17 protein-coding genes and 2 pseudogenes are annotated in these 18,547 nt (G+C 71.1%); 7 read left to right on the forward strand and 12 right to left on the reverse strand.

Annotated features, from left to right (window positions below; translation table 11 throughout):
- A pseudogene (locus tag CCN56_RS28310) lies at window positions 1-247 on the reverse strand (hydrolase); the annotation flags it as partial.
- A 131-nt stretch (window positions 248-378) separates the two neighbouring features.
- Here CCN56_RS28310 and CCN56_RS28315 point away from each other — a divergent pair.
- Complete coding sequence (locus CCN56_RS28315) at window positions 379-951, forward strand: hypothetical protein (protein WP_086830839.1); 573 nt, start codon at window positions 379-381, stop codon at window positions 949-951.
- 16 nt (window positions 952-967) lie between these two features.
- Here the strand turns inward: CCN56_RS28315 and CCN56_RS28320 are convergent, their stop codons facing one another.
- From CCN56_RS28320 to CCN56_RS28360, 9 genes are all read right to left on the reverse strand, one after another.
- Window positions 968-1,834 (reverse strand): aspartate/glutamate racemase family protein, encoded by an 867-nt coding sequence (locus CCN56_RS28320; RefSeq protein ID WP_086830840.1) that lies wholly within the window; start codon window positions 1,832-1,834, stop codon window positions 968-970.
- Between the two features lie 59 nt (window positions 1,835-1,893).
- A complete protein-coding gene (locus tag CCN56_RS28325; protein WP_373412908.1) occupies window positions 1,894-3,243 on the reverse strand; it encodes a nucleobase:cation symporter-2 family protein in 1,350 nt (449 codons plus the stop codon).
- Between the two features lie 402 nt (window positions 3,244-3,645).
- Complete coding sequence (locus CCN56_RS28330) at window positions 3,646-5,034, reverse strand: 8-oxoguanine deaminase (protein ID WP_086830842.1); 1,389 nt, start codon at window positions 5,032-5,034, stop codon at window positions 3,646-3,648.
- 48 nt (window positions 5,035-5,082) lie between these two features.
- The gene (locus tag CCN56_RS28335; protein WP_086830843.1) at window positions 5,083-6,498 is read right to left on the reverse strand and encodes a nucleobase:cation symporter-2 family protein; all 1,416 of its coding nucleotides are present in this window, start codon (window positions 6,496-6,498) and stop codon (window positions 5,083-5,085) included.
- Window positions 6,499-6,570: 72 nt separating this feature from the next.
- Window positions 6,571-7,494, reverse strand: a complete 924-nt coding sequence (gene pucL, locus CCN56_RS28340) for a factor-independent urate hydroxylase (RefSeq protein WP_086830844.1) — start codon at window positions 7,492-7,494, stop codon at window positions 6,571-6,573.
- A gap of 5 nt (window positions 7,495-7,499) precedes the next feature.
- The gene (gene uraH, locus CCN56_RS28345) at window positions 7,500-7,889 is read right to left on the reverse strand and encodes a hydroxyisourate hydrolase (RefSeq protein ID WP_086830845.1); all 390 of its coding nucleotides are present in this window, start codon (window positions 7,887-7,889) and stop codon (window positions 7,500-7,502) included.
- Entirely contained in the window at window positions 7,886-8,437 is a 552-nt protein-coding gene (gene uraD / locus CCN56_RS28350; protein WP_086830846.1) for a 2-oxo-4-hydroxy-4-carboxy-5-ureidoimidazoline decarboxylase, read from the reverse strand. Before uraD ends, uraH begins: the two co-directional genes overlap by 4 nt.
- Before the next feature lie 155 nt (window positions 8,438-8,592).
- A complete protein-coding gene (locus CCN56_RS28355; RefSeq protein WP_086830854.1) occupies window positions 8,593-8,931 on the reverse strand; it encodes a helix-turn-helix domain-containing protein in 339 nt (112 codons plus the stop codon).
- A gap of 44 nt (window positions 8,932-8,975) precedes the next feature.
- Window positions 8,976-9,230, reverse strand: coding sequence for a thiamine-binding protein (locus CCN56_RS28360; RefSeq protein ID WP_086830847.1), 255 nt, complete (start codon window positions 9,228-9,230; stop codon window positions 8,976-8,978).
- A gap of 137 nt (window positions 9,231-9,367) precedes the next feature.
- Between CCN56_RS28360 and CCN56_RS28365 the strand changes: the two genes are divergently transcribed.
- From CCN56_RS28365 to CCN56_RS28380, 4 genes are all read left to right on the forward strand, one after another.
- Entirely contained in the window at window positions 9,368-10,201 is an 834-nt protein-coding gene (locus tag CCN56_RS28365) for a TIM barrel protein (RefSeq protein WP_041131940.1), read from the forward strand.
- 66 nt (window positions 10,202-10,267) lie between these two features.
- On the forward strand, window positions 10,268-11,158 hold the full coding sequence (locus CCN56_RS28370) for a 2-hydroxy-3-oxopropionate reductase (RefSeq protein ID WP_086830848.1): 891 nt from the start codon (window positions 10,268-10,270) through the stop codon (window positions 11,156-11,158).
- Window positions 11,159-11,370: 212 nt separating this feature from the next.
- Complete coding sequence (locus tag CCN56_RS28375) at window positions 11,371-12,828, forward strand: catalase (protein ID WP_086830849.1); 1,458 nt, start codon at window positions 11,371-11,373, stop codon at window positions 12,826-12,828.
- 425 nt (window positions 12,829-13,253) lie between these two features.
- A complete protein-coding gene (locus CCN56_RS28380) occupies window positions 13,254-14,087 on the forward strand; it encodes a MerR family transcriptional regulator (RefSeq protein ID WP_086830850.1) in 834 nt (277 codons plus the stop codon).
- Here the strand turns inward: CCN56_RS28380 and CCN56_RS28385 are convergent.
- Window positions 14,063-15,247 carry an MFS transporter gene (locus tag CCN56_RS28385; RefSeq protein ID WP_086830851.1) on the reverse strand — a complete coding sequence of 395 codons (1,185 nt, stop codon included), beginning with the start codon at window positions 15,245-15,247 and terminating at the stop codon, window positions 14,063-14,065. The genes CCN56_RS28380 and CCN56_RS28385 overlap by 25 nt on opposite strands.
- Window positions 15,248-15,305: 58 nt before the next feature.
- On the opposite strand from CCN56_RS28385, the gene CCN56_RS28390 reads away from it, so the two are divergent.
- A complete protein-coding gene (locus tag CCN56_RS28390; RefSeq protein ID WP_086830852.1) occupies window positions 15,306-16,325 on the forward strand; it encodes a helix-turn-helix transcriptional regulator in 1,020 nt (339 codons plus the stop codon).
- 1 nt (window position 16,326) lies between these two features.
- On the opposite strand, the gene gcl is transcribed toward CCN56_RS28390, so the two are convergent.
- Window positions 16,327-18,114, reverse strand: coding sequence for a glyoxylate carboligase (gene gcl / locus CCN56_RS28395; protein WP_086830853.1), 1,788 nt, complete (start codon window positions 18,112-18,114; stop codon window positions 16,327-16,329).
- A gap of 232 nt (window positions 18,115-18,346) precedes the next feature.
- Here gcl and CCN56_RS43935 point away from each other — a divergent pair.
- Window positions 18,347-18,547, forward strand: a pseudogene (locus CCN56_RS43935) (hypothetical protein); the annotation flags it as partial.

Genomic DNA, 18,547 nt, shown 5'->3' on the forward strand with positions numbered 1-18,547 from the left:
GGGTGGTGGCGGGGAGGTCCTTGACCTTGCGGCCCTCGCGGTAGACGGCGTATCCGGTGACGGCGCGGTCGTCGGTGGCCGCGCTCCACATGACGTGGACGGTGCCGGCGCTGCCGGCGGTGGCGGTGACTCCGGTGGGGGCGGTGGGGGCCCGGGTGTCCTTCGGCGCGGGTGCGGCGGCGCTGGAGCAGGCGGTGAGGGCGAGCATGAGTGTGGTCAACAGGCTTGCGGCGAGGGGGCGTTGCATGGGCCGGCCTCCGTCCGTCGAAAAGGTCCAGACCTATATCGCACAGTCGGCGGCGACTCGACAAGGGGGCGCTGTCAGTGGGGTGCGCTTCACTGGAATCGTCACGCTCCGTAGTCGAATCAGGGGGAATCATGACGGACCGTACGACCTATGTGACGCTCGCCGGGGTGCGCCGGCGCGGCTGGACCGACGCGATGGTGCGGGACCTGCTCGGCACGCCCGACGTGCAGGGGCGCGATCCGCGCCGCTGGTCCCTCGCGCCCGTGCGGCTCTATCTCCTGGCCCGGGTGGAGGCGGTGGAGCGGACGCCCGAGTTCGCCGAGACGGCCGCGCTCTGCCGGACCTCGGCCTCCGGAGCCCACGCCGAGCGGCGACGGGCCGCCGTCCTGACGGCGATCCGCGCGGAGCCGATCGAAGTGCCTCTGCTGCCCCGACCCGAACTGGAGCGGCGGGCGGTGCGGCACCGGCACCTGCTGGGGGCCCGGAGCCCCGGGCCGGACCCTGCCGGGGCGTTGGTGCGGTGGCAGGTGAACTATCTGCGGCACGCCCTGTCGCGGTACGAGGCACTGCTCGACGGGCTGTACGGGGAGACCGGTCGGGGCGAGGCCGAACGGCTGCTGCGGCAGCGGTTGTACGAGGCGATCGCCGCCGCCTACCCCTCGCTGGCCCGGGAGTGCCGCCGCCGGATCGCGGTGGAGCGGTGAGCGCCGCCGACGGCCGTCAGGCCGTCAGCAGGCGGGCGATCGCGCGGCAGGCCGCCGGGATCGGGGCGACGACCCGGACCGCGCAGCGGGCCTGGAGCTCCTCGGCCGCCTCGCCGAGCGGGCCGCCGCCGATGACGACGGCGCGGGCCCCGTCCCGTTCGGCGCCGGCGCGAACGGCACGCTCGAGCCGGTCGAGGAGGAGCACCGGGTCGGCGGAGAGCCGTTCGGGGTCGCCGGCGGTGAGGCGGATGCCGGTGCACAGGTCGGCGAGTCCGAGGGCGGTCACGCGCGCGTGGATGGCATCGGCGAGGAGCGGGGTGGTGGTGGCGATGCCGAAGGGGGTCCCGGCGGCGGCCGCTTCCAGCAGCGCCGCCTCACCGATGCCGACCACGGGGATCCCTGCGGCCGGGACTCCGGCGGCAGGGACTCCGGTCGCTCCGACCGCCGGGAATCCGGCAGCCCGGACTCCGGCTGCCCCGGCCGTCGGGACTGCGGCTGCCCCGGTCACCCCGGCCGTCCCGACAGGCCCGGGCGACCCCGCTGCCCCGGCCGCCCTGGCCGTGCTCGTCGCCCCGGCCGTGCTCGTCGTGCTGGCCGTGCCGGCCGTGCTCGTCGTGCCGGTCGCCGCGCGCAGCTCGGCCAGGCCCGGGTCGCCGAAGGCGGCGACGAGGAGGGCGGCGCAGTCGCCCCCGGCCGTGGCGCGGAGGCCGGCGGCGAGGACCTCGGGGGCGGCGGCACGCAGGGCGTCCGGGTCGGTGAGCATGCGCGGGCCCCGGGCGACGGTCACGCCCCGGACGGGGAGGGCGGGCCCCAGGGAGCGGCGGGCGATGGCGGTCATCATCGCGGTCGTGGCGGTGGAGGTGTTGGGGTTGACCAGCACCACGGCCCCGGGCCTCGCGGCGTGCGCGGGGACCGGGGCGGGCGGTGGGACGAGGAGCGGGTTCAGTGGGCGTGCGCCGCCTTCGCGCCGGCGGTGCCGGAGATCTCCCCGCCGGGCTCCATGGGCGCGGTGACCTCGTCGGCGTCGCGGCCCCTGCCCAGGTGGTTGAAGACGAAGTTGAGCAGGACGGCGGCCACGCAGCCGGTGGAGATGCCGGAGTCCAGGATGATCTTCGCGGTCTCCGGGAAGGCGTGGTAGAACTCCGGCTTGGTGATCGGGATGATGCCGACGGCCAGCGAGACGGCCACGATCAGCACGTTGTTGTCCTTCTCCAGGCCGGCCTTGACCAGGGTCTGGATGCCGCTGGCGGCGACCGAGCCGAAGAGGACGACGCCCGCGCCGCCGAGGACCGGCCGGGGCACGACAGAGATGAGCGAGGCGGCGACCGGCGAGAGGCCGAAGAGGACCAGGAAGCCACCGCCGCAGGCGACGACGAAGCGGCTGCGGATCCTGGTCATGGCGACCAGGCCGATGTTCTGCGCGAAGGCGCTGCACATGAAGCCGTTGAAGAGCGGGCTGAGCGCGGAGCCGAGGGTGTCGGCGCGCAGTCCGGCCGCGATGGTCTTCGCGTCGGCGGGCCGCTCGACGATCTCGCCGAGCGCCAGCATGTCGGCGGTCGACTCGGTCATGGAGACCAGCATGACCACGCACATGGAGACGATCGCGGCGAGGGCGAACTGCGGGGCACCGAAGTGGAAGGGGGTCGGGAAGCCGACGAGGTCGGCCTCCTTCACCGGGGAGAAGTCGGTGACCCCGAACGGTATGGCGATGAGCGTGCCGATGACGAGGCCGACCAGGACCGCGACCTGCTTGAGGAAGCCGCGGGTGAAGCGGCGGAGCAACAGGACCACGACGAGCGTGATGCCGGCGAGCGAGAGGTACGTGGTCGAACCGTAGTCCTCGGCCTTGGGATTGGGCCCCTGGGCCCAGCCGAACGCGACCGGGAGGAGGGAGACGCCGATGAGGGTGATCACGGAGCCGGTGACGACCGGCGGGAAGAACCGCACGAGCCGGGAGAAGAAGGGGGCGGCGGCGAAGCCGAGGAGTCCGGCGACGATGATCGCGCCGAAGATCACGGGCAGCGCGTCCGCCTTGTTCTCGGTGGTGTTGACGATCGCCAGCATCGGCGCGACACCGGCGAAGGTGACGCCGTTGACGAACGGCAGCTTGGCGCCGATCTTCCAGACCCCGAGCGTCTGCAGGAAGGTGGCGAGCCCGGCGGTGAAGAGGCTCGCGCCGGTGAGGAAGGTGAGCTCGGTGCCGGAGAGGCCTACGGCCGCTCCCACGATCAGGGGCGGGGCGACGACGCCCGCGTACATGGCGGCGACGTGCTGAAGGCCGCTGGTGAGCATCTTGAGAGGGGGCAACGTCTCGTCGACCGGGTGCTTCTCAAGGTCTTCGGGAGCGGAGCCTTCATCGGTTGCATTGCGAACCTGGGGCTGGGCGGCCACGGCGGTTCCTCCGGTCGGTTACACGTCGGCGGCGACGAGGGGTTCAGGGAGGTGGTGCGATGCGGTGCGAAGTGCAGGAGGTGCGGCTCGGTGCGGGGTGAAGAGGGTGGAGCTGGGTGCGCACGGAGGGGGTGCGGCGCGGGGACGGGTGCCCGTGTGGGGGTGCGGGCGGACTTCACCGTCCCGGGTGGTGCCGTACGTCTTCTGCGTACGGCACCACCCGGTCGGGCTGCCGCGGGCCCCGCTCGGGTCCGCGGCGACCGACCGAGGGCCGTCCCCCTCGGTCGGACTCCATGGGGAGGGTCAGCTGCCGGCCGCGATGCGGGCCAGGCGCTGCGCCTCCGCGCGCGCGTCACGCGCGATCTGCTCCTCGTCGGCGAACAGCAGTCGGTTGTTCTCGACGATCTGCTTGCCGTTGACGAAGGAGGCGGTGACCGGGGCCGCCGCGCCGAAGACGATGGCGGTGACCGGGTCGGCGATCGAGGAGTGGCCGAGGCCGTCGATCTTCCAGAGGACGAAGTCGGCGAGCTTGCCGGCTTCGAGGGAGCCGATGTTGTCGGCGCGGCCGAGGACCTGGGCGCCGCCGTAGGTGCCGAGGCGCAGGGCCTGGCGGGCGTTGAGCGCGGCCTCGCGGTGGGCGCCGAGTCGGTTGATGAGGAGCGCGTTGCGCAGCTCGGTGTGGAGCTCGCCGGACTCGTTGGAGGCGGTGCCGTCGACGCCGAGGCCGACGGGGACGCCCGCCTTGAGCATGTCCGGTACGCGGGCGATGCCGGCGGCGAGGCGCGCGTTGGAGGACGGGCAGTGCGCCACACCGGTCTTGGTGCGGGCGAAGGCCTCGATGTCGGAGTCGTTCATGTGGACGCAGTGCGCCATCCACACGTCCTCGCCGAGGAAGCCGGTGGACTCGAAGTAGTCCGTCGGGCCCATGCCGAAGAGCTCGTGGCAGAACTTCTCCTCCTCCACGGTCTCCGAGCCGTGGGTGTGCATGCGCACGCCGAGACGGCGGCCGAGCGCGGCGCCCTCGCGGAGCAGCTCGGTGGAGATGGAGAAGGGCGAACAGGGGGCGACGGCGACCTGGGTCATCGCGTCGAAGGAGGCGTCGTGGTACTTCCGCACCGTCTCCTCGGTCGCGGCGAGCGCGCCCTCGGTGGTCTCGACGGCGAAGTCCGGCGGCAGGCCGCCGTCCTTCTCGCTGCGGTCCATGGAGCCGCGGGCCAGGGTGAAGCGGACGCCCATGTCGGCGGCCGCGCCGATGATGGCGCCGGAGAGGTCGCCGGAGCCCTGCGGGTACACGTAGTGGTGGTCCATGGCCGTGGTGACACCGCCGCGGGCCATCATCGCCAGGGAGCCCTGGGCGGCGACGCGGACCATCGACTCGTCGATCCGCGACCACGTCGGGTAGAGCGCGACCAGCCAGTTGAAGAGGTTGTGGTCGGTGGCCAGACCTCGGGTGATCCACTGGTAGAAGTGGTGGTGGGTGTTGATCAGGCCGGGCGTCACCAGATGACCGGTGGCGTCGATCCTGCGGACCACGTTCTCCAGGCCCTCGGGCGCCTTGCCGGCGCCGAGGGACTCGATCTTGTTGTCGGCGACGACGAGGTACCCGGAGGCGTACTCGGTGTCGTTCGCGTCGACGGTCGCGATCGCCGCGTTCTCGATGACGATGCGCTGGGCTGCCGAAGGTGCTGCCATGGCGGTGCTTCCTTCATTCCTCGGGGATGGTTCGGGCACGGCAGGACCCTAGGAGGATTTGAGTGCCGGAGCCGCGTGACGCCTCCGGGTGCCGAGATGGTGGAAGAAGAGGTTCAGCAGGACGGCGACGAGCGCGCCCGCGCTGATGCCGGAGCCGAGCACCGTCTGCGCCCAGGCGGGGAAGCCGGCGTAGAAGGTGGGCGCGGCGAGCGGGATGATGCCCGCTCCGAGCGCGACGGCCACCAGGATGATGTTCGAGCTGTCGTCGAGTCCGGCCTCGGAGAGGGTACGGATGCCGCTGACCGCGATCGAGCCGAAGAGGACGATGCCGGCGCCGCCGAGGACGGGCATCGGGACCATGGAGACGACCGCGCCGAGGACGGGGAAGGCGCCGAGGACGAGCAGGGCTCCGCCGGCGGCGGCGACCACGTACCGGGAGCGGACCCGGGTCAGCGAGACGACGCCGACGTTCTGCGCGAAGGCGGAGGTCGGGAAGCCGCCGAAGACGGGGCCGAGCAGGGTGGCGATGCCGTCGGTGCGCAGGCCGCGGGTGATGGTCTTCCCGTCGCTGCGGCGCTCGCAGATCTCTCCGAGGGCGAGCATGCCGGCGCTGGACTCGGTCATGAGGACCAGCATCACGATGCACAGGGAGAGGATCGCGGCGGGCTGGAACTCGGGGGCGCCGAAGGCGAAGGGGGCGGGCAGGGCCGCGACGGGCGCTTCGCGCAGGGCGCTGAAGTCGGCCATCCCGAAGGGGATCGCGGCGAGGGTGCCGATGAGCAGGCCGAGGAGCAGGGCGATCTGCTTGACGAAGCCCTTGCCGAAGCGCTGGAAGAGCAGGACGACGACGAGCGTGAAACCGGCGAGCGCCAGGTACTTCATGGCGCCGAAGTCGGCGGCGGTCTTGTCGCCGCCCTGGGCCCAGCTGACGGGCACCGGCATCAGGGTGACACCGATGAGGGTGATCACGACGCCGGTGACGAGCGGCGGGAAGAAGCGCAGGAGCCTGCCGAAGAAGGGTCCGACGGCGAGGCAGAAGACTCCGGCGACCATCACCGCGCCGTAGATGGCGGGGAGTTGGTGTCCGGGGGCGCTGGTCTCGGCGATGGCGAGCATCGGGGCGATGCCGGCGGACGAGGCGGCGTTGACGAACGGGAGCCGGTTGCCGGCGAAGCGTCCGAGGCCGAGGGTCTGCAGGAGGGTCGCGCAGCCGGCGATGAGCAGGCTGGCCGCGATGAGCCGGGTCATTCCGGCGGCGTCGAGACCGACGGCCTGGCCGATGATGAGCGGAGGGGTGACGACGCCTGCGTACATGGCGGCGATGTGCTGGAGTGCCGCGGGGACGAGCCGCGAGGCGGGGAGTTTCTCGTCCACCGGATGGCACTCGGCCGTGGCCGAGGTGGTGGTGGACGGGGTGGAACACGGGCCTTCGGCGGGTGCCGGCCCCTTTGCAGGCTGAGCCATTGTTGTTCCCTCCGGTCCGGTGCACCGGCCCCGCCCACTGCGGGCGGACGGGGCCGGTGACGCGGATGCCGCTTAGAGGTTGGTCATGTCGACCGGGATCTGCGCCGTGGCTCCGTCGCGGAGGACGGTGGCCTCGATGAGGCCGTACATGCGGTCGGCGGCGTAGTAGACCTCGTTGTCGTTCTTCAGGCCGAAGGGCTCGAGGTCCACCAGGAAGTGGTGCTTGTTCGGGAGCGAGAAGCGGACTTCGTCGATCTCCGAGCGGTGGTTGATGATGCGCGTGGCCATCTGGTACAGCGTCTGCTGCAGGGAGTACGAGTACGTCTCCGAGAAGGCCTCGAGCATGTGCTTCTTGGTCTGCTCGTAGGACCGCTCCCAGTTGGGCATGCGCTGGTCGTCGTCGGTCCAGTTGAACCGCCAGCGACCGGACACCTGGGTGGCCAGGATGCGGTCGTACGCCTCCTGGAGGGTGGTGTACTTGTCCTTGATGTAGCCCCAGAACTCCGAGTTGGTGGAGTTCATGACGACGAGGTCCTTGAGGCCGGAGATGACCTCCCACTTCTCGCCGTCGTAGGTGATCTGCGAGACCCGGGTCTCCTGGCCCTTGCGGGCGAAGGAGTGGTTGACCTCGTCGGCGCCGATGAACTTGGAGTTGGCGTCGGAGGAGGCGATGCGCTCCCAGGCGTACTCCTCGATCCGGATCCGCGCCTTCTTGATCGGCTCCTGGCTCGTCACGAAGTGGCGGGCGAGGTGGATGCCGAACTGCTCGGCGGACTCGATGCCGTACTCCTTGGCGAACGCGAAGACGGTGTTCTTCGTCGTGTCGGTGGGGAGGCAGTTGGCGTTCGAGCCGGTGAGGTGGACGTCGTCGAGGTCACCGGAGAGGGCGACGGAGACGTTCAGGTCCTTGATGTGGTGGGTGGCGCCGTCCCGCGTGATCTTGACGACGCGGTTCTCTGCTTTGCCGTACTGGTTCTGGCCGAGAATCGTGGGCATGTCTGCTAGCTCCCTCGGTAAACGGAGTAGCCGAACGGGTTGAGCAGCAGCGGTACGTGGTAGTGCTCGCCCGGCTTGACGGCGAACGTGATCGCCACCTCCGGGAAGAACGCACCGCTGTCCCTTACGCGGGGGGCGTCCTGCTGCGCCTCGGCTTGCTTCTTGGCGAAGTACGTCTCGGTCTCGAAGTCGAGACGCACGTGGGTGGTTTCTTCCGGCAGCGCCGGCAGGTCCTTGCAGCGCCCGTCCGCGTCGGTGGCGGAGCCACCGAGCGTGACCCACTCCGCGCCGGAGCCGCTGCGGGCCGCGAGCGTGATGGTCACGCCCTCGGCCGGGCGGCCGATGCTGGTGTCCAGGATGTGTGTGGACACCGAGGCGGTGGTGTCGGTGCTCATCGGGAGCTCGCTTCCTCGGGGGTCTCGGAGGTCTCGGAGGACTCGGGTGTCTCCACGAGACGGGTCAGCCGGATGCGGTTGATCTTGCCCAGTTCGGTGCGGACGATCTCCCGCTCCGTCTCGGGCGAGTTGCCGATCCGCTCCCGGACCGCGTCGCGCATCTGCTCGCCGGTCCTGCCGGTGGCGCAGATGAGGAAGACATGACCGAACTTGTCCTGGTAGGCCAGGTTGAGTTCGAGCATCTCGGCCTTGAGCTCCGCGGAGGCGCCGGCCATCCCGCTCTGTTCGCGGGAGGAGGTCGGGTCCCCTTCCTTCGGACGACCGATCGGCGGGTGCCCCGCCATCGCCTCGGCCAGGTCCTCGGCGGTCAGCTCGGCCATGGCGGCGTCGCTGGCGAGGAAGAGGGCTTCGGCGGTGGAGAACGGGCGCTGGGCGAGCAGCTTGCTCCCCCACGCCGAACTGGAACACACCTCATGGAGCGCGGCGACGGCCTCGCTGTCCGAGGAGGTGTTGAACCGGGTCAGACCCGGTGTCGTACCTGAAGTCACGGGAAGCCTCCGTGGCTGTTTTTCGCTGTGCGTCGAACGGGCTGCGGATAGCTAACGCCCTCCGCAACACAACGTCAACACTTTGTTGAAAACTCGGCCACACAAAAGCCGTCGTCCCGACATCTGGACGACGGCTCCCGGTCAGACATGATCAACTACTCGCCCTTGGCGGCCTTTTCCCTGTTCAGGGCGGTCTCCCTGTTCAGGTAGTTGTACACGGTGAAGCGGCTGACACCGAGGGCGCCCGCCACCGTCTCCACTCCGTGGCGCACGGAGAAGGCACCCCGTGCCTCCAGGATCCGGACGACCTCCTGCTTCGCCTTGCGGTCCAGCTCGGCCAGCGGCATCCCGTGCCGTCGCTCCATCGCCGCGAGGATGCGGTCCAGGGAGTCCGAGAGCTGCGGCAGGCGCACGGCGAGCACGTCCTCCCCCTCCCAGGACAGGACGACGTCGTCGCCCTCCGCCTGCGCGGGGACGAGCAGCTCGGCGCCCATGGCGTCCACCAGGGGCTTCACCGCCGCCACCAAGGGGTGCTCGCTCACTTCTCGCCCTCCCCGATCACGTTGACCTGGAGCGAGACGCGCGTGGCACCGGCCGCGAGCGACTTGCGCAGCAGGGCGTCGACGGCGGCGAGCACCGCGTCGGCGCCGCCCTCCGCCGTGTTGCCGAAGGGGCCGACGTCGACCGCGTCCAGCCCGGCCGACTGGATGACCTCACGGGCCACGACCGCGTGCGCCGGCGCCTCGTCGAGGTCGAACGGCTCGGTCGTGAACTCCACTCTCAAACGCTCCATGGCCCCACGCTACGGCCCCGCCCCGGCCTGCGGGAGCCCCGGACCTGCGGGGACCTCTTGACAAGTGGGGCAACCCCCTTGCAACATTCCGTCAGACAGAAACTTACTTCCGCAATACGGAAGGAGCGCCGCCCCTCATGGGATACACGGACCAGCGCTTCGATGTGAACCTGTCGATCCTCTTCACGGAACTCCCGCTCCTGGAGCGCCCCGCGGCCGCCGCCGCGGCGGGCTTCACCGCGGTCGAGCTGTGGTGGCCCTGGATCGACACCGCCACCCCCGAGCAGAGCGAGCTCGACGCCCTCAAGAAGGCCCTTGAGGACGCCGGCACCCAGCTGGTGGGCCTGAACTTCTACGCCGGGCAGCTCCCCGGCCCGGACCGCGGAGCCCTCTCCGTGCCCGGGGAAGAGTCGGACCGCTTCCGCGCCAACATCGAGGTGGCCGCCGACTTCGCCGCCTCGGTCGGCTGCAAGGCGCTCAACGCGCTCTACGGCAACCGCGTCGAGGGCGTCGACCCGCAGATCCAGGACACCCTCGCCCTGGAGAACCTGGTCCTGGCCGCCCGCGCGGCGGACCGGATCGGCGCGATCCTCCTCGTCGAGACCCTCAACAAGCCGGAGTCGCCGCTCTACCCGCTGGTGAGCGCCCCCTCCGCGATCGAGATCGTCGACAAGGTCAACGCCGCCACGGGCCTCGGGAACGCGAAGTTCCTGCTCGACATCTACCACCTGGCCATGAACGGCGAGGACGTCAGCGCGGTCATCGCACAGTACGCCGACAAGACCGGCCACGTGCAGATCGCCGACAAGCCGGGCCGCGGCGCGCCGGGCACCGGCGAGCTCCCCCTGGAGCAGCTCCTCGACGAGCTGAAGAAGGCCGGCTACGACGGCTGGGTCGGCCTGGAGTACAAGGCCGCCGACGCCGCCGCCTCCTTCGAGTGGCTGCCCGCCGAGGCCCGCCCGGCCAAGTAAGTCCGGGCGTTCCGCCAGGCGACCCCCGACCTTTTCGTACGAAGCTTCAGAGAAGGACCCTCCCCAATGAGCACTCTTCCCAAGATCGCGTGGATCGGCCTCGGCATCATGGGCTCCCCCATGTCCGAGAACCTCCTCAAGGCCGGCTACTCGGTCACCGGCTTCACCCTGGAGCAGGACAAGCTGGACCGTCTGGCCAAGGCCGGCGGCACCGCCGCCGGCTCGATCGCCGAGGCCGTCAAGGACGCCGACGTCATCATCACGATGGTGCCCGCCTCCCCGCAGGTCGAGGCCATCTCCTACGGCCCCGAGGGCATCCTGGAGAACGCCAAGCAGGGCGCGCTGATCGTGGACATGTCCTCGATCACCCCGCAGACCTCGGTCGACCTGGCGAAGAACGCCAAGGAGAAGGGCATCCGCGTCATCGACGCCCCGGTCTCCGGCGGCGAGGCCGGCGCCATCGAGGCCGTGCTCTCCATCATGGTCGGCGGCGAGCAGGCCGACTTCGACGAGGCCCTCCCGATCCTCGAGGCCCTCGGCAAGACGATCGTCCTCTGCGGCCCGCACGGCTCCGGCCAGACGGTGAAGGCCGCCAACCAGCTCATCGTCGCGGTCAACATCCAGGCCTGTGCCGAGGCCGTCGTCTTCCTGGAGAAGTCGGGCGTGGACCTCAACGCCGCCCTCGACGTCCTCAACGGCGGTCTGGCCGGCTCGACCGTCCTGACCCGCAAGAAGGACAACTTCCTGAACCGGGACTTCAAGCCCGGCTTCCGGATCGACCTGCACCACAAGGACATGGGCATCGTCACCGACGCCGCCCGCAACGTCGGTGCGGCCCTCCCGGTCGGCGCGGTCGTCGCCCAGCTGGTCGCCTCGCTGCGCGCCCAGGGTGACGGCGGCCTGGACCACTCGGCCCTGCTGCGCGCCGTCGAGCGCCTCTCCGGCCAGCAGGTCTGACCCCTGGGGCCTGTCTTCCGGGCCAGGCCCCAGCCCCTTCCCGGGGCCCCTGATTTCCGGTCGGCGGCGGCGCTGACAACCTGTCCTGTCGCGCCCAGGCGTCGCCGCCGACCGGAACACCACACTTCATTTTCAACAAACTGTTGACGTGCTGTTCGAGCCGAATTTACGCTCCTCGCACCGTCAGCAGAGCTCCCGTACGGAAGGTCACGATGTCGAAGCGCGTGCTTACGACCGAGTCCGGCGCCCCCGTCGCCGACAACCAGAACTCCGCCACCGCCGGCGTCGGTGGCCCTCTCCTCCTCCAGGACCAGCACCTGCTGGAGAAGCTCGCGCGCTTCAACCGTGAGCGGATCCCGGAGCGCGTGGTGCACGCCCGCGGTTCCGGCGCGTACGGCTACTTCGAGGTGACCGACGACGTCACCGCGTACACCAAGGCGAACTTCCTCGGTGAGGTCGGCAAGAAGACCGAGACCTTCATCCGCTTCTCCACCGTGGCCGACTCGCTCGGCGGCGCGGACGCGGTCCGCGACCCCCGCGGCTTCGCCCTGAAGTTCTACACCGAAGAGGGCAACTACGACCTCGTCGGCAACAACACCCCGGTGTTCTTCATCAAGGACCCGATCAAGTTCCCCGACTTCATCCACTCGCAGAAGCGCGACCCCTTCACGGGCAAGCAGGAGCCGGACAACGTCTGGGACTTCTGGGCGCACGCCCCCGAGGCCACCCACCAGATCACCTGGCTCATGGGCGACCGCGGCATCCCGGCCTCGTACCGCCACATGAACGGTTACGGCTCGCACACCTACCAGTGGACCAACGAGGCGGGCGAGGCCTTCTTCGTCAAGTACCACTTCAAGACGAACCAGGGCATCCGCTCCCTCTCCGCCGAGCAGGCCGCCGAGCTCGTCGGCAAGGACGCCAACTCGCACCAGACCGACCTGCTCCAGGCCATCGAGCGCGGTGTGAACCCGAGCTGGACCCTGTACGTCCAGATCATGCCGGCCGCCGAGGCCGCGGACTACCGCTTCAACCCGTTCGACCTCACCAAGGTGTGGCCGCACGCCGACTACCCGCTGCAGCGCGTGGGCCGCCTGGTCCTCGACCGCAACCCGGACAACGTCTTCGCCGAGGTCGAGCAGGCCGCGTTCTCCCCGAACAACTTCGTGCCGGGCATCGGCCCCTCGCCGGACAAGATGCTCCAGGGCCGCCTCTTCGCCTACGCGGACGCCCACCGCTACCGCCTCGGTGTGAACCACACCCAGCTCCCGGTGAACGCCCCCAAGGCGACCGTGGCCGAGAACTACGGCCGCGACGGCTTCATGGCCACCCGCAACGGCTCGCGTCACGACAAGAACTACGAGCCCAACTCGTACCAGGGCCCGGCCCAGACCGACGCCGCGCTCTCCGCGCCGCTCGCGATCCACGGCTGGACCGGCACCCACGAGGCGCCGCAGCACACCAAGGACGACGACTTCTTCCAGGCCGGTGAGCTCTACCGCCTGATGTCCGAGGACGAGAAGAAGCGCCTGATCGCCAACATCGCCGGCGGTCTGTCCCAGGTGTCCCGCGAGGACGTCATCGAGAAGAACCTCGCGCACTTCGCCGCCGCCGACGCCGACTACGGCAAGCGCGTCCGCGAGGCCGTCGAGGCCCTGCGCGAGGACTGACCGCACAGCAGCACCCAGACTGCGTACGGCAACTGACGGGAGGTCAGCGCCGTACGTGGTCCGGATCGCCGGCCCGGATGAGGGGTGGTCGGCGAACCGGACAAGCGTGAGGACCGCGGCGGCTCCGAGCCAGTGCGGTGGTAAGGACGCCGGGCCCCCTTCTTGACCTGAAGGAAGGGGAACCGCCACGGCGCCCGTCGGCACCGCCGCGGTCCCAACGCCCCCCCTTCCGAGGGGATGAACGCCCCCTTCCGAGGGGCCCCCAGACTCCGCCCGGCGACGCGAACGTCCTGTCGCGCCAGCCTCGTGCCGTCGGGCGGTCACAAGCCGGAGAGCGCGGAACCAGGTTTACGGTCCCTGGTTCCGCGCTCTTCCTCTTTTCCCCGGCTTGCCCCTGCCCCAGGGGCAGAGAGCACAGTGGCCGGATGCAGAAGGACTTGATCACCATCGGGGAGCTCGCGGCCAGGACCGGGCTCAGCCCCAAGGCGCTGCGGCTCTACGGGGCCCGGGGGCTGCTGTCGCCCGCCCGGGTCGATCCGCGGACCGGGTTCCGCCGCTACGGCCTCGCCCAGGTCGAGCGGGCCCGCCGCATCGCCCTGCTGCGCGCCACCGGCATGCCGCTGGACCGGATCGCTGCCGTTCTCGACGCGGACGGTGCGGAGCCGGTGCGGCTGCTCGACGCGTACTGGCGGGAACAGGAGTCCGCGCACACGGCCCGCCGGGACGTGGTGCGCTACACCCGGGACGTCCTGAACGGCGGGAGCCCGGCCATGTACGAGATCGCCGAGCGCGAGGTGCCCGAGCAGAGGGTGCTGTCCATCCAGCGCCATGTGACCGCCGCCGGCCTGCCGGGCTTCCTCGCCGAGGCGGGCGGGTCGCTCTTCGCCCACCTGCGCCGGGCGGGAGCGGGCCTGTCCGGGCCGCTCTTCGCCGTCTACCACGGCCTGGTGAGCGAGGACTCCGACGGCCCGGTCGAGGTCTGCGCCCCCACGTGCGACGCCGTCGAACCGACGGAACGGATCGGGGTGCGCATCGAGCCCGCCCACCGTGAGGCGTACACCGCCCTGACGAAGCGGCAGGAGGGCCACCCGGTGATGGCCGCGGCCCACGACGCCGTCGGCGCGTGGCTCGCCGAGCACGGACACGCCCGCGGCGGCTCCGACCGGGAGGTGTACTACCCGAACTGGGCCACCGCCGAGCCGGGCGAGCACGTGGCGGACGTCGCCGTACCGTTTCACCCGCGCCCCGCCGCCACCTGAACATCTCCCGTCGCGTCCGCCCGGGCCAGCAGGAACGTCACGGCGAGCGAGGCGAGGGCGAGCAGCACCATTCCCGTGCGCGGTGACGTGTACTGGGCGAGGGTGCCGGCCAGGGCCGCGCCCACGCCCTGGAGCGCGAGCATCCCCGAGGTGTGCAGTCCGAGGGCGTGGCCGCTCAGTTCGTCCGGCACCAGGGTCATCAGCTTCTCCTGGTGCAGCAGGCTCGCCCCGTACCCGACCGCCGACACGGTCACGAGGACGGCCGCCAGGGGCAGTACCGGGTCGAGGGCGAACAGCAGGAACGGGGCCGCGAGCAGCGCCTGGAGCGGGAAGCGGATCCGTTCGCGCAGCCGCGCCGGTACGAAGCGGCCGATCGCGGTGTCCCCGGCCAGCATCCCGAGCGCGCCGCAGGCGAAGAGGAGCCCGGCGCGCTCGGGGGCGTACGGCACGAAGAGCGACTCGCAGCCGACGATCAGGCCGTTCGGCACCCAGAGCGCGACGTAGGCGCGGCGGCGGGCGGGTACGGCCAGGAGGCGTCCGTTGGTGCGCCAGGTCTCGGCGACCGACGGCCGCCCGGCCGCGCGGGGCGGGCGCGCCCCGAGGCCGAGGCGGGCGGCCAGGGCGGCGGCGAGGTAGAGCCCGGCGCCGGCGAGGACCGCGCCGCGGGGCGAGAGCAGGGCGACGAGGAGCCCGCCGGTGGCGAAGCCGCCGATCTGGAAGGCGCCGCCGGCCATGTTCGTCACGGAGCGGCCGAGGAGGTACTCCTCGCGCGGGAGGATCTCGTTCAGGAGCCCGTAGCGCACCCCGCCGCCCAGTGAGGCCGCGAGCCCCTCGGCGAACAGGATCACGAAGGCCGCCCAGGTCGGCAGCGCGGGGATCGCGAGGACGGCGGTGCCGAGGGCGAAGAAGAGGGCGATGCCGAAGAGCGCGGTGCGCGGCGGCAGCCGGTCGGCGGCGGAGAGCAGGGTGGTCGCGCCGAGGAGCTGGGCGAGCGAGGGGCCGAAGAGAGCCAGGGCGGAGAGGAACGGGGACCCGGTCGCGCGGTAGACGAGCGTGGCGAGACCGAGTCCGGCGACGGTCTGGGCGGCGGTGTGGGCGGCACCGGTGAGGAAGAGCGGGGTGAATTCGGGCGTGCGGAAGAGAGAGCGGTAACGGGGCATGGAGCGGAGTCTCGGAGGGCGCGGGGACCACCGGTAATGTTTCGCGGGGAGGCGAAACATGGGCTGGTGGCAGATCGGCACGGACACCCTGGCGGAGAGCTCGTTCGTCTTCTCTCCGCTCGCGGAGACGATCGCCTCGCTGAAGACCCTGCACAAGGGGGCGGCGGCGCACCCCGGCGAGCGCGCCTGGCTCGGCCGGCACCTGCCCGCGTACCGGGAGCGGCTCGCGGCCGAGCCGCTCGACGCGCTGCTCGTACGGGCGGCGATCGGGCCCACCTGGAACGCGGACTTCCTCACCCCGACCCCGCTGGGCGACCGCGAGCGGAGCTTCGAGGAGGAGGTCGAGGCCGTCCGGGCGGCCGAACCGGCCGACGCCGTGAACCAGTTGGCGGTGGCGATCGGCGGACCGGTGCCGGAGCCGCTGTGCTCGGCGCGCGATCTGCCGGAGCGGCTCGCGAAGGTACTGGGCTGGGTGTGGCGGGAGACGGTACGGCCGGAGTGGGGGCGCCGGCGGCGGATCCTGGAGGCCGACGTGGTGGCGCGGACGGCGATGCTCGGCCGGGGCGGCTGGGCGGCGGCGCTCGACGAGCTGTGCCCGGGGAGGATGCGCTGGCTGGGCGACGGCCGGCTCCAGGTCAACACCCTTGACTATCCGCCGCGTTCGATCGACCGGGGGCGCCTGCTGTTCGTCCCGGTGACGCCGGCGACCGGCTGGGTGTCGTGGGAGGGGACGGAGCGGTACGCGATCGTCTACGCCTGCGCGGGAGCCCTCGCGGACGCGGCCGGTCCGGCGGTGCCGGAGGCCTTGGGGGCCCTGCTCGGGACGGCCCGCGCCGGAGTGCTCGTACGGCTCGGATCCCCGCTGTCCACCAGCCAGTTGGTGGCGCTCACGGGGCAGGGGCTCGGCTCGGTCGGCCGGCATCTGAAGGTCCTGCTCGACGCCGGGCTCGTACGGCGGGGGCGGGCGGGCCGCTCGGTCCTGTACGAGTGGACGGAGGCGGGCGCGGTCCTGGTGGCGGCACAGGGAGACCCCCGCCCCGGTGCTCCTCGGGGCGGGGGTCGTCTCACGACGCCGTGAATCAGACCTTCAGGGCCTTGATCGCGGTCGGCGCGTGGCCGGGCTCGGTGGCCAGGTCCTCGAACTCGGTGACGTCGCTCATGTCGACCGTCTTGCTCATGGCGATGTTGGTGATGCGCTCCAGGATGGCCTCGACGACGACCGGGACCTGGTGCTCGACGGCCAGCTTCTTGGCCTCCTCCAGCGCCTCACCCAGCTTGTCCGGGTCGGTGACGCGGATCGCCTTGACGCCCAGGCCCTCGGCGACCTTGACGTGGTCGACGCCGTAGACGCCGATCTCCGGGGTGTTGATGTTCTCGAACTCGAGGTTGACCTCGAAGTTGATGCCGAGGCCGCCCTGCGCCTGACGGATCAGACCGAGGTAGGCGTTGTTCACGAGGACGTGGACGTAGGGGACCTTGTGCTGGGCGGCGACCGCCAGCTCCTCGATCATGAACTGGAAGTCGTAGTCGCCGGAGAGCGCGACGACCGGGACGTCCGGCTGCGCGGTGGCGGCGCCGATGGCGGCCGGGATGGTCCAGCCGAGCGGGCCGGCCTGGCCGCAGTTGATCCAGTGGCGCGGCTTGTAGACGTGCAGGAACTGCGCGGCCGCGATCTGGGAGAGACCGATGGTGGTGACGTAGCGGGTCTCCGGGCCGAAGGCCTTGTTCATCTCCTCGTAGACGCGCTGCGGCTTCATCGGGATGTTGTCGAAGTGCGTGCGGCGCTGGAGGGTGGCCTTGCGCTCCTGTGCGGAGGCGGCCCAGGCGGAGAAGTCCGGCAGCTTGCCGGCGGCCTTCCACTCCTTGGCGATCTCGATGAAGAGTTCCAGGGCGACCTTGGCGTCGGAGGCGATGCCGTAGTCCGGGGCGAAGATCTTGCCGAGCTGGGTGGGCTCGATGTCGACGTGGACGAACTTCCGGCCCTTGGTGTACGCCTCCAGGTTGTACCCCGTGTGGCGGTTGGCCCAGCGGTTGCCGATGCCGATGACGGTGTCCGACTCCAGGAAGGTCGCGTTGCCGTAGCGGTGCGCGGTCTGGACGCCGACCATGCCGGCGGCGAGCTCGTGGTCGTCCGGGATGGTGCCCCAGCCCATGAGGGTGGAGATGACCGGGATGTTGGTCAGCTCGGCGAACTCGACGAGGAGGTCGGACGCGTCGGCGTTGATGATGCCGCCGCCGGCGACGATCAGCGGGCGCTCGGCCTCCAGGAGGAAGCTCAGCGCCTTCTCGGCCTGCGCGCGGGTCGCGGACGGCTTGTAGACCGGCAGCGGCTCGTAGGTCTCCGGGTCGAACTCGATCTCGGTCAGCTGGACGTCGATCGGCAGGTCGATGAGGACCGGGCCGGGACGGCCGGAGCGCATCAGGTGGAAGGCCTGCTGGAAGACGCCCGGGACCTGCGCGGCCTCCAGGACGGTCGTCGCGGCCTTGGTGACCGGCTTGGCGATCGAGGCGATGTCGACGGCCTGGAAGTCCTCCTTGTGGAGCTTCGAGACCGGGGCCTGGCCGGTGATGCAGAGGATCGGGATGGAGTCCGCGATGGCCGAGTACAGGCCGGTGATCATGTCGGTGCCGGCGGGGCCGGACGTACCGATGCAGACGCCGATGTTGCCGGCCTTGGCGCGGGTGTAGCCCTCGGCCATGTGGGACGCGCCCTCGACGTGGCGGGCGAGCGTGTGGTTGACGCCGCCGACGTTCTTGAGCTCGCGGTAGAAGGGGTTGATCGCCGCGCCGGGGACGCCGAACGCCTGGGTGACGCCTTCGCGCTTGAGGATCTCAACGGCCGCTGCGGCGGCGGTCATACGAGGCATGGGAGTGCTCCTGCTTCGGCCGGGCGGATCCAGGCGGAGCCCCGTCTCGGGAGGCCCGACCGCCTGTTTCCGTAATGCGGAAATGCTGTTCTGCTATACGGAAGCAATGTAGGTCGGGCTGCGGAGAACCGTCAAGAGAAGTCCGCCCGCCGGGATCACGGAAGTGGCCGAACACCCTCCCCCGGGGTGTCGGATGGGTGGACGATGGGGCGGAACGACAGGGGGTTGGGCTGTGGGCGAGTCGGTACCGGTGCGCTGTCCGGAATGCCTGCGCACGCAGGCGTACGCGCCACCCGTCTTCCCCTGCGCGTGCGGGAGCCCCGTCGCGCCACCGGTGACGGCGGGCGCGGCCGCGGAGCCGATCACGCACCGGAACTGGGCGGACGAATGGGTCACCGTCCACTGCGGGGCCTGCGGCCGCGCGAGCGACTGG

The sequence above is a fragment of the Streptomyces sp. NRRL B-24572 genome (assembly GCF_002156145.1).
Lineage (GTDB): Bacteria > Actinomycetota > Actinomycetes > Streptomycetales > Streptomycetaceae > Streptomyces > Streptomyces vietnamensis.

Excerpts from the sequence above, each read along its gene's own strand:
- CCN56_RS28360 (WP_086830847.1), bottom strand. The coding sequence starts at position 9,230 with ATGGAGCGTTTGAGAGTGGAGTTCACGACCGAGCCGTTCGACCTCGAC.
- CCN56_RS28365 (WP_041131940.1), top strand. The coding sequence starts at position 9,368 with ATGGGATACACGGACCAGCGCTTCGATGTGAACCTGTCGATCCTCTTC.
- CCN56_RS28335 (WP_086830843.1), bottom strand. The coding sequence starts at position 6,498 with ATGGCTCAGCCTGCAAAGGGGCCGGCACCCGCCGAAGGCCCGTGTTCC.
- CCN56_RS28355 (WP_086830854.1), bottom strand. The coding sequence starts at position 8,931 with ATGGGCGCCGAGCTGCTCGTCCCCGCGCAGGCGGAGGGCGACGACGTC.
- CCN56_RS28330 (WP_086830842.1), bottom strand. The coding sequence starts at position 5,034 with ATGGCAGCACCTTCGGCAGCCCAGCGCATCGTCATCGAGAACGCGGCG.
- CCN56_RS28385 (WP_086830851.1), bottom strand. The coding sequence starts at position 15,247 with ATGCCCCGTTACCGCTCTCTCTTCCGCACGCCCGAATTCACCCCGCTC.
- pucL (WP_086830844.1), bottom strand. The coding sequence starts at position 7,494 with ATGCCCACGATTCTCGGCCAGAACCAGTACGGCAAAGCAGAGAACCGC.
- CCN56_RS28370 (WP_086830848.1), top strand. The coding sequence starts at position 10,268 with ATGAGCACTCTTCCCAAGATCGCGTGGATCGGCCTCGGCATCATGGGC.
- CCN56_RS28380 (WP_086830850.1), top strand. The coding sequence starts at position 13,254 with ATGCAGAAGGACTTGATCACCATCGGGGAGCTCGCGGCCAGGACCGGG.
- uraH (WP_086830845.1), bottom strand. The coding sequence starts at position 7,889 with ATGAGCACCGACACCACCGCCTCGGTGTCCACACACATCCTGGACACC.
- gcl (WP_086830853.1), bottom strand. The coding sequence starts at position 18,114 with ATGCCTCGTATGACCGCCGCCGCAGCGGCCGTTGAGATCCTCAAGCGC.
- CCN56_RS28315 (WP_086830839.1), top strand. The coding sequence starts at position 379 with ATGACGGACCGTACGACCTATGTGACGCTCGCCGGGGTGCGCCGGCGC.
- CCN56_RS28325 (WP_373412908.1), bottom strand. The coding sequence starts at position 3,243 with ATGCTCACCAGCGGCCTTCAGCACGTCGCCGCCATGTACGCGGGCGTC.
- CCN56_RS28375 (WP_086830849.1), top strand. The coding sequence starts at position 11,371 with ATGTCGAAGCGCGTGCTTACGACCGAGTCCGGCGCCCCCGTCGCCGAC.
- CCN56_RS28390 (WP_086830852.1), top strand. The coding sequence starts at position 15,306 with ATGGGCTGGTGGCAGATCGGCACGGACACCCTGGCGGAGAGCTCGTTC.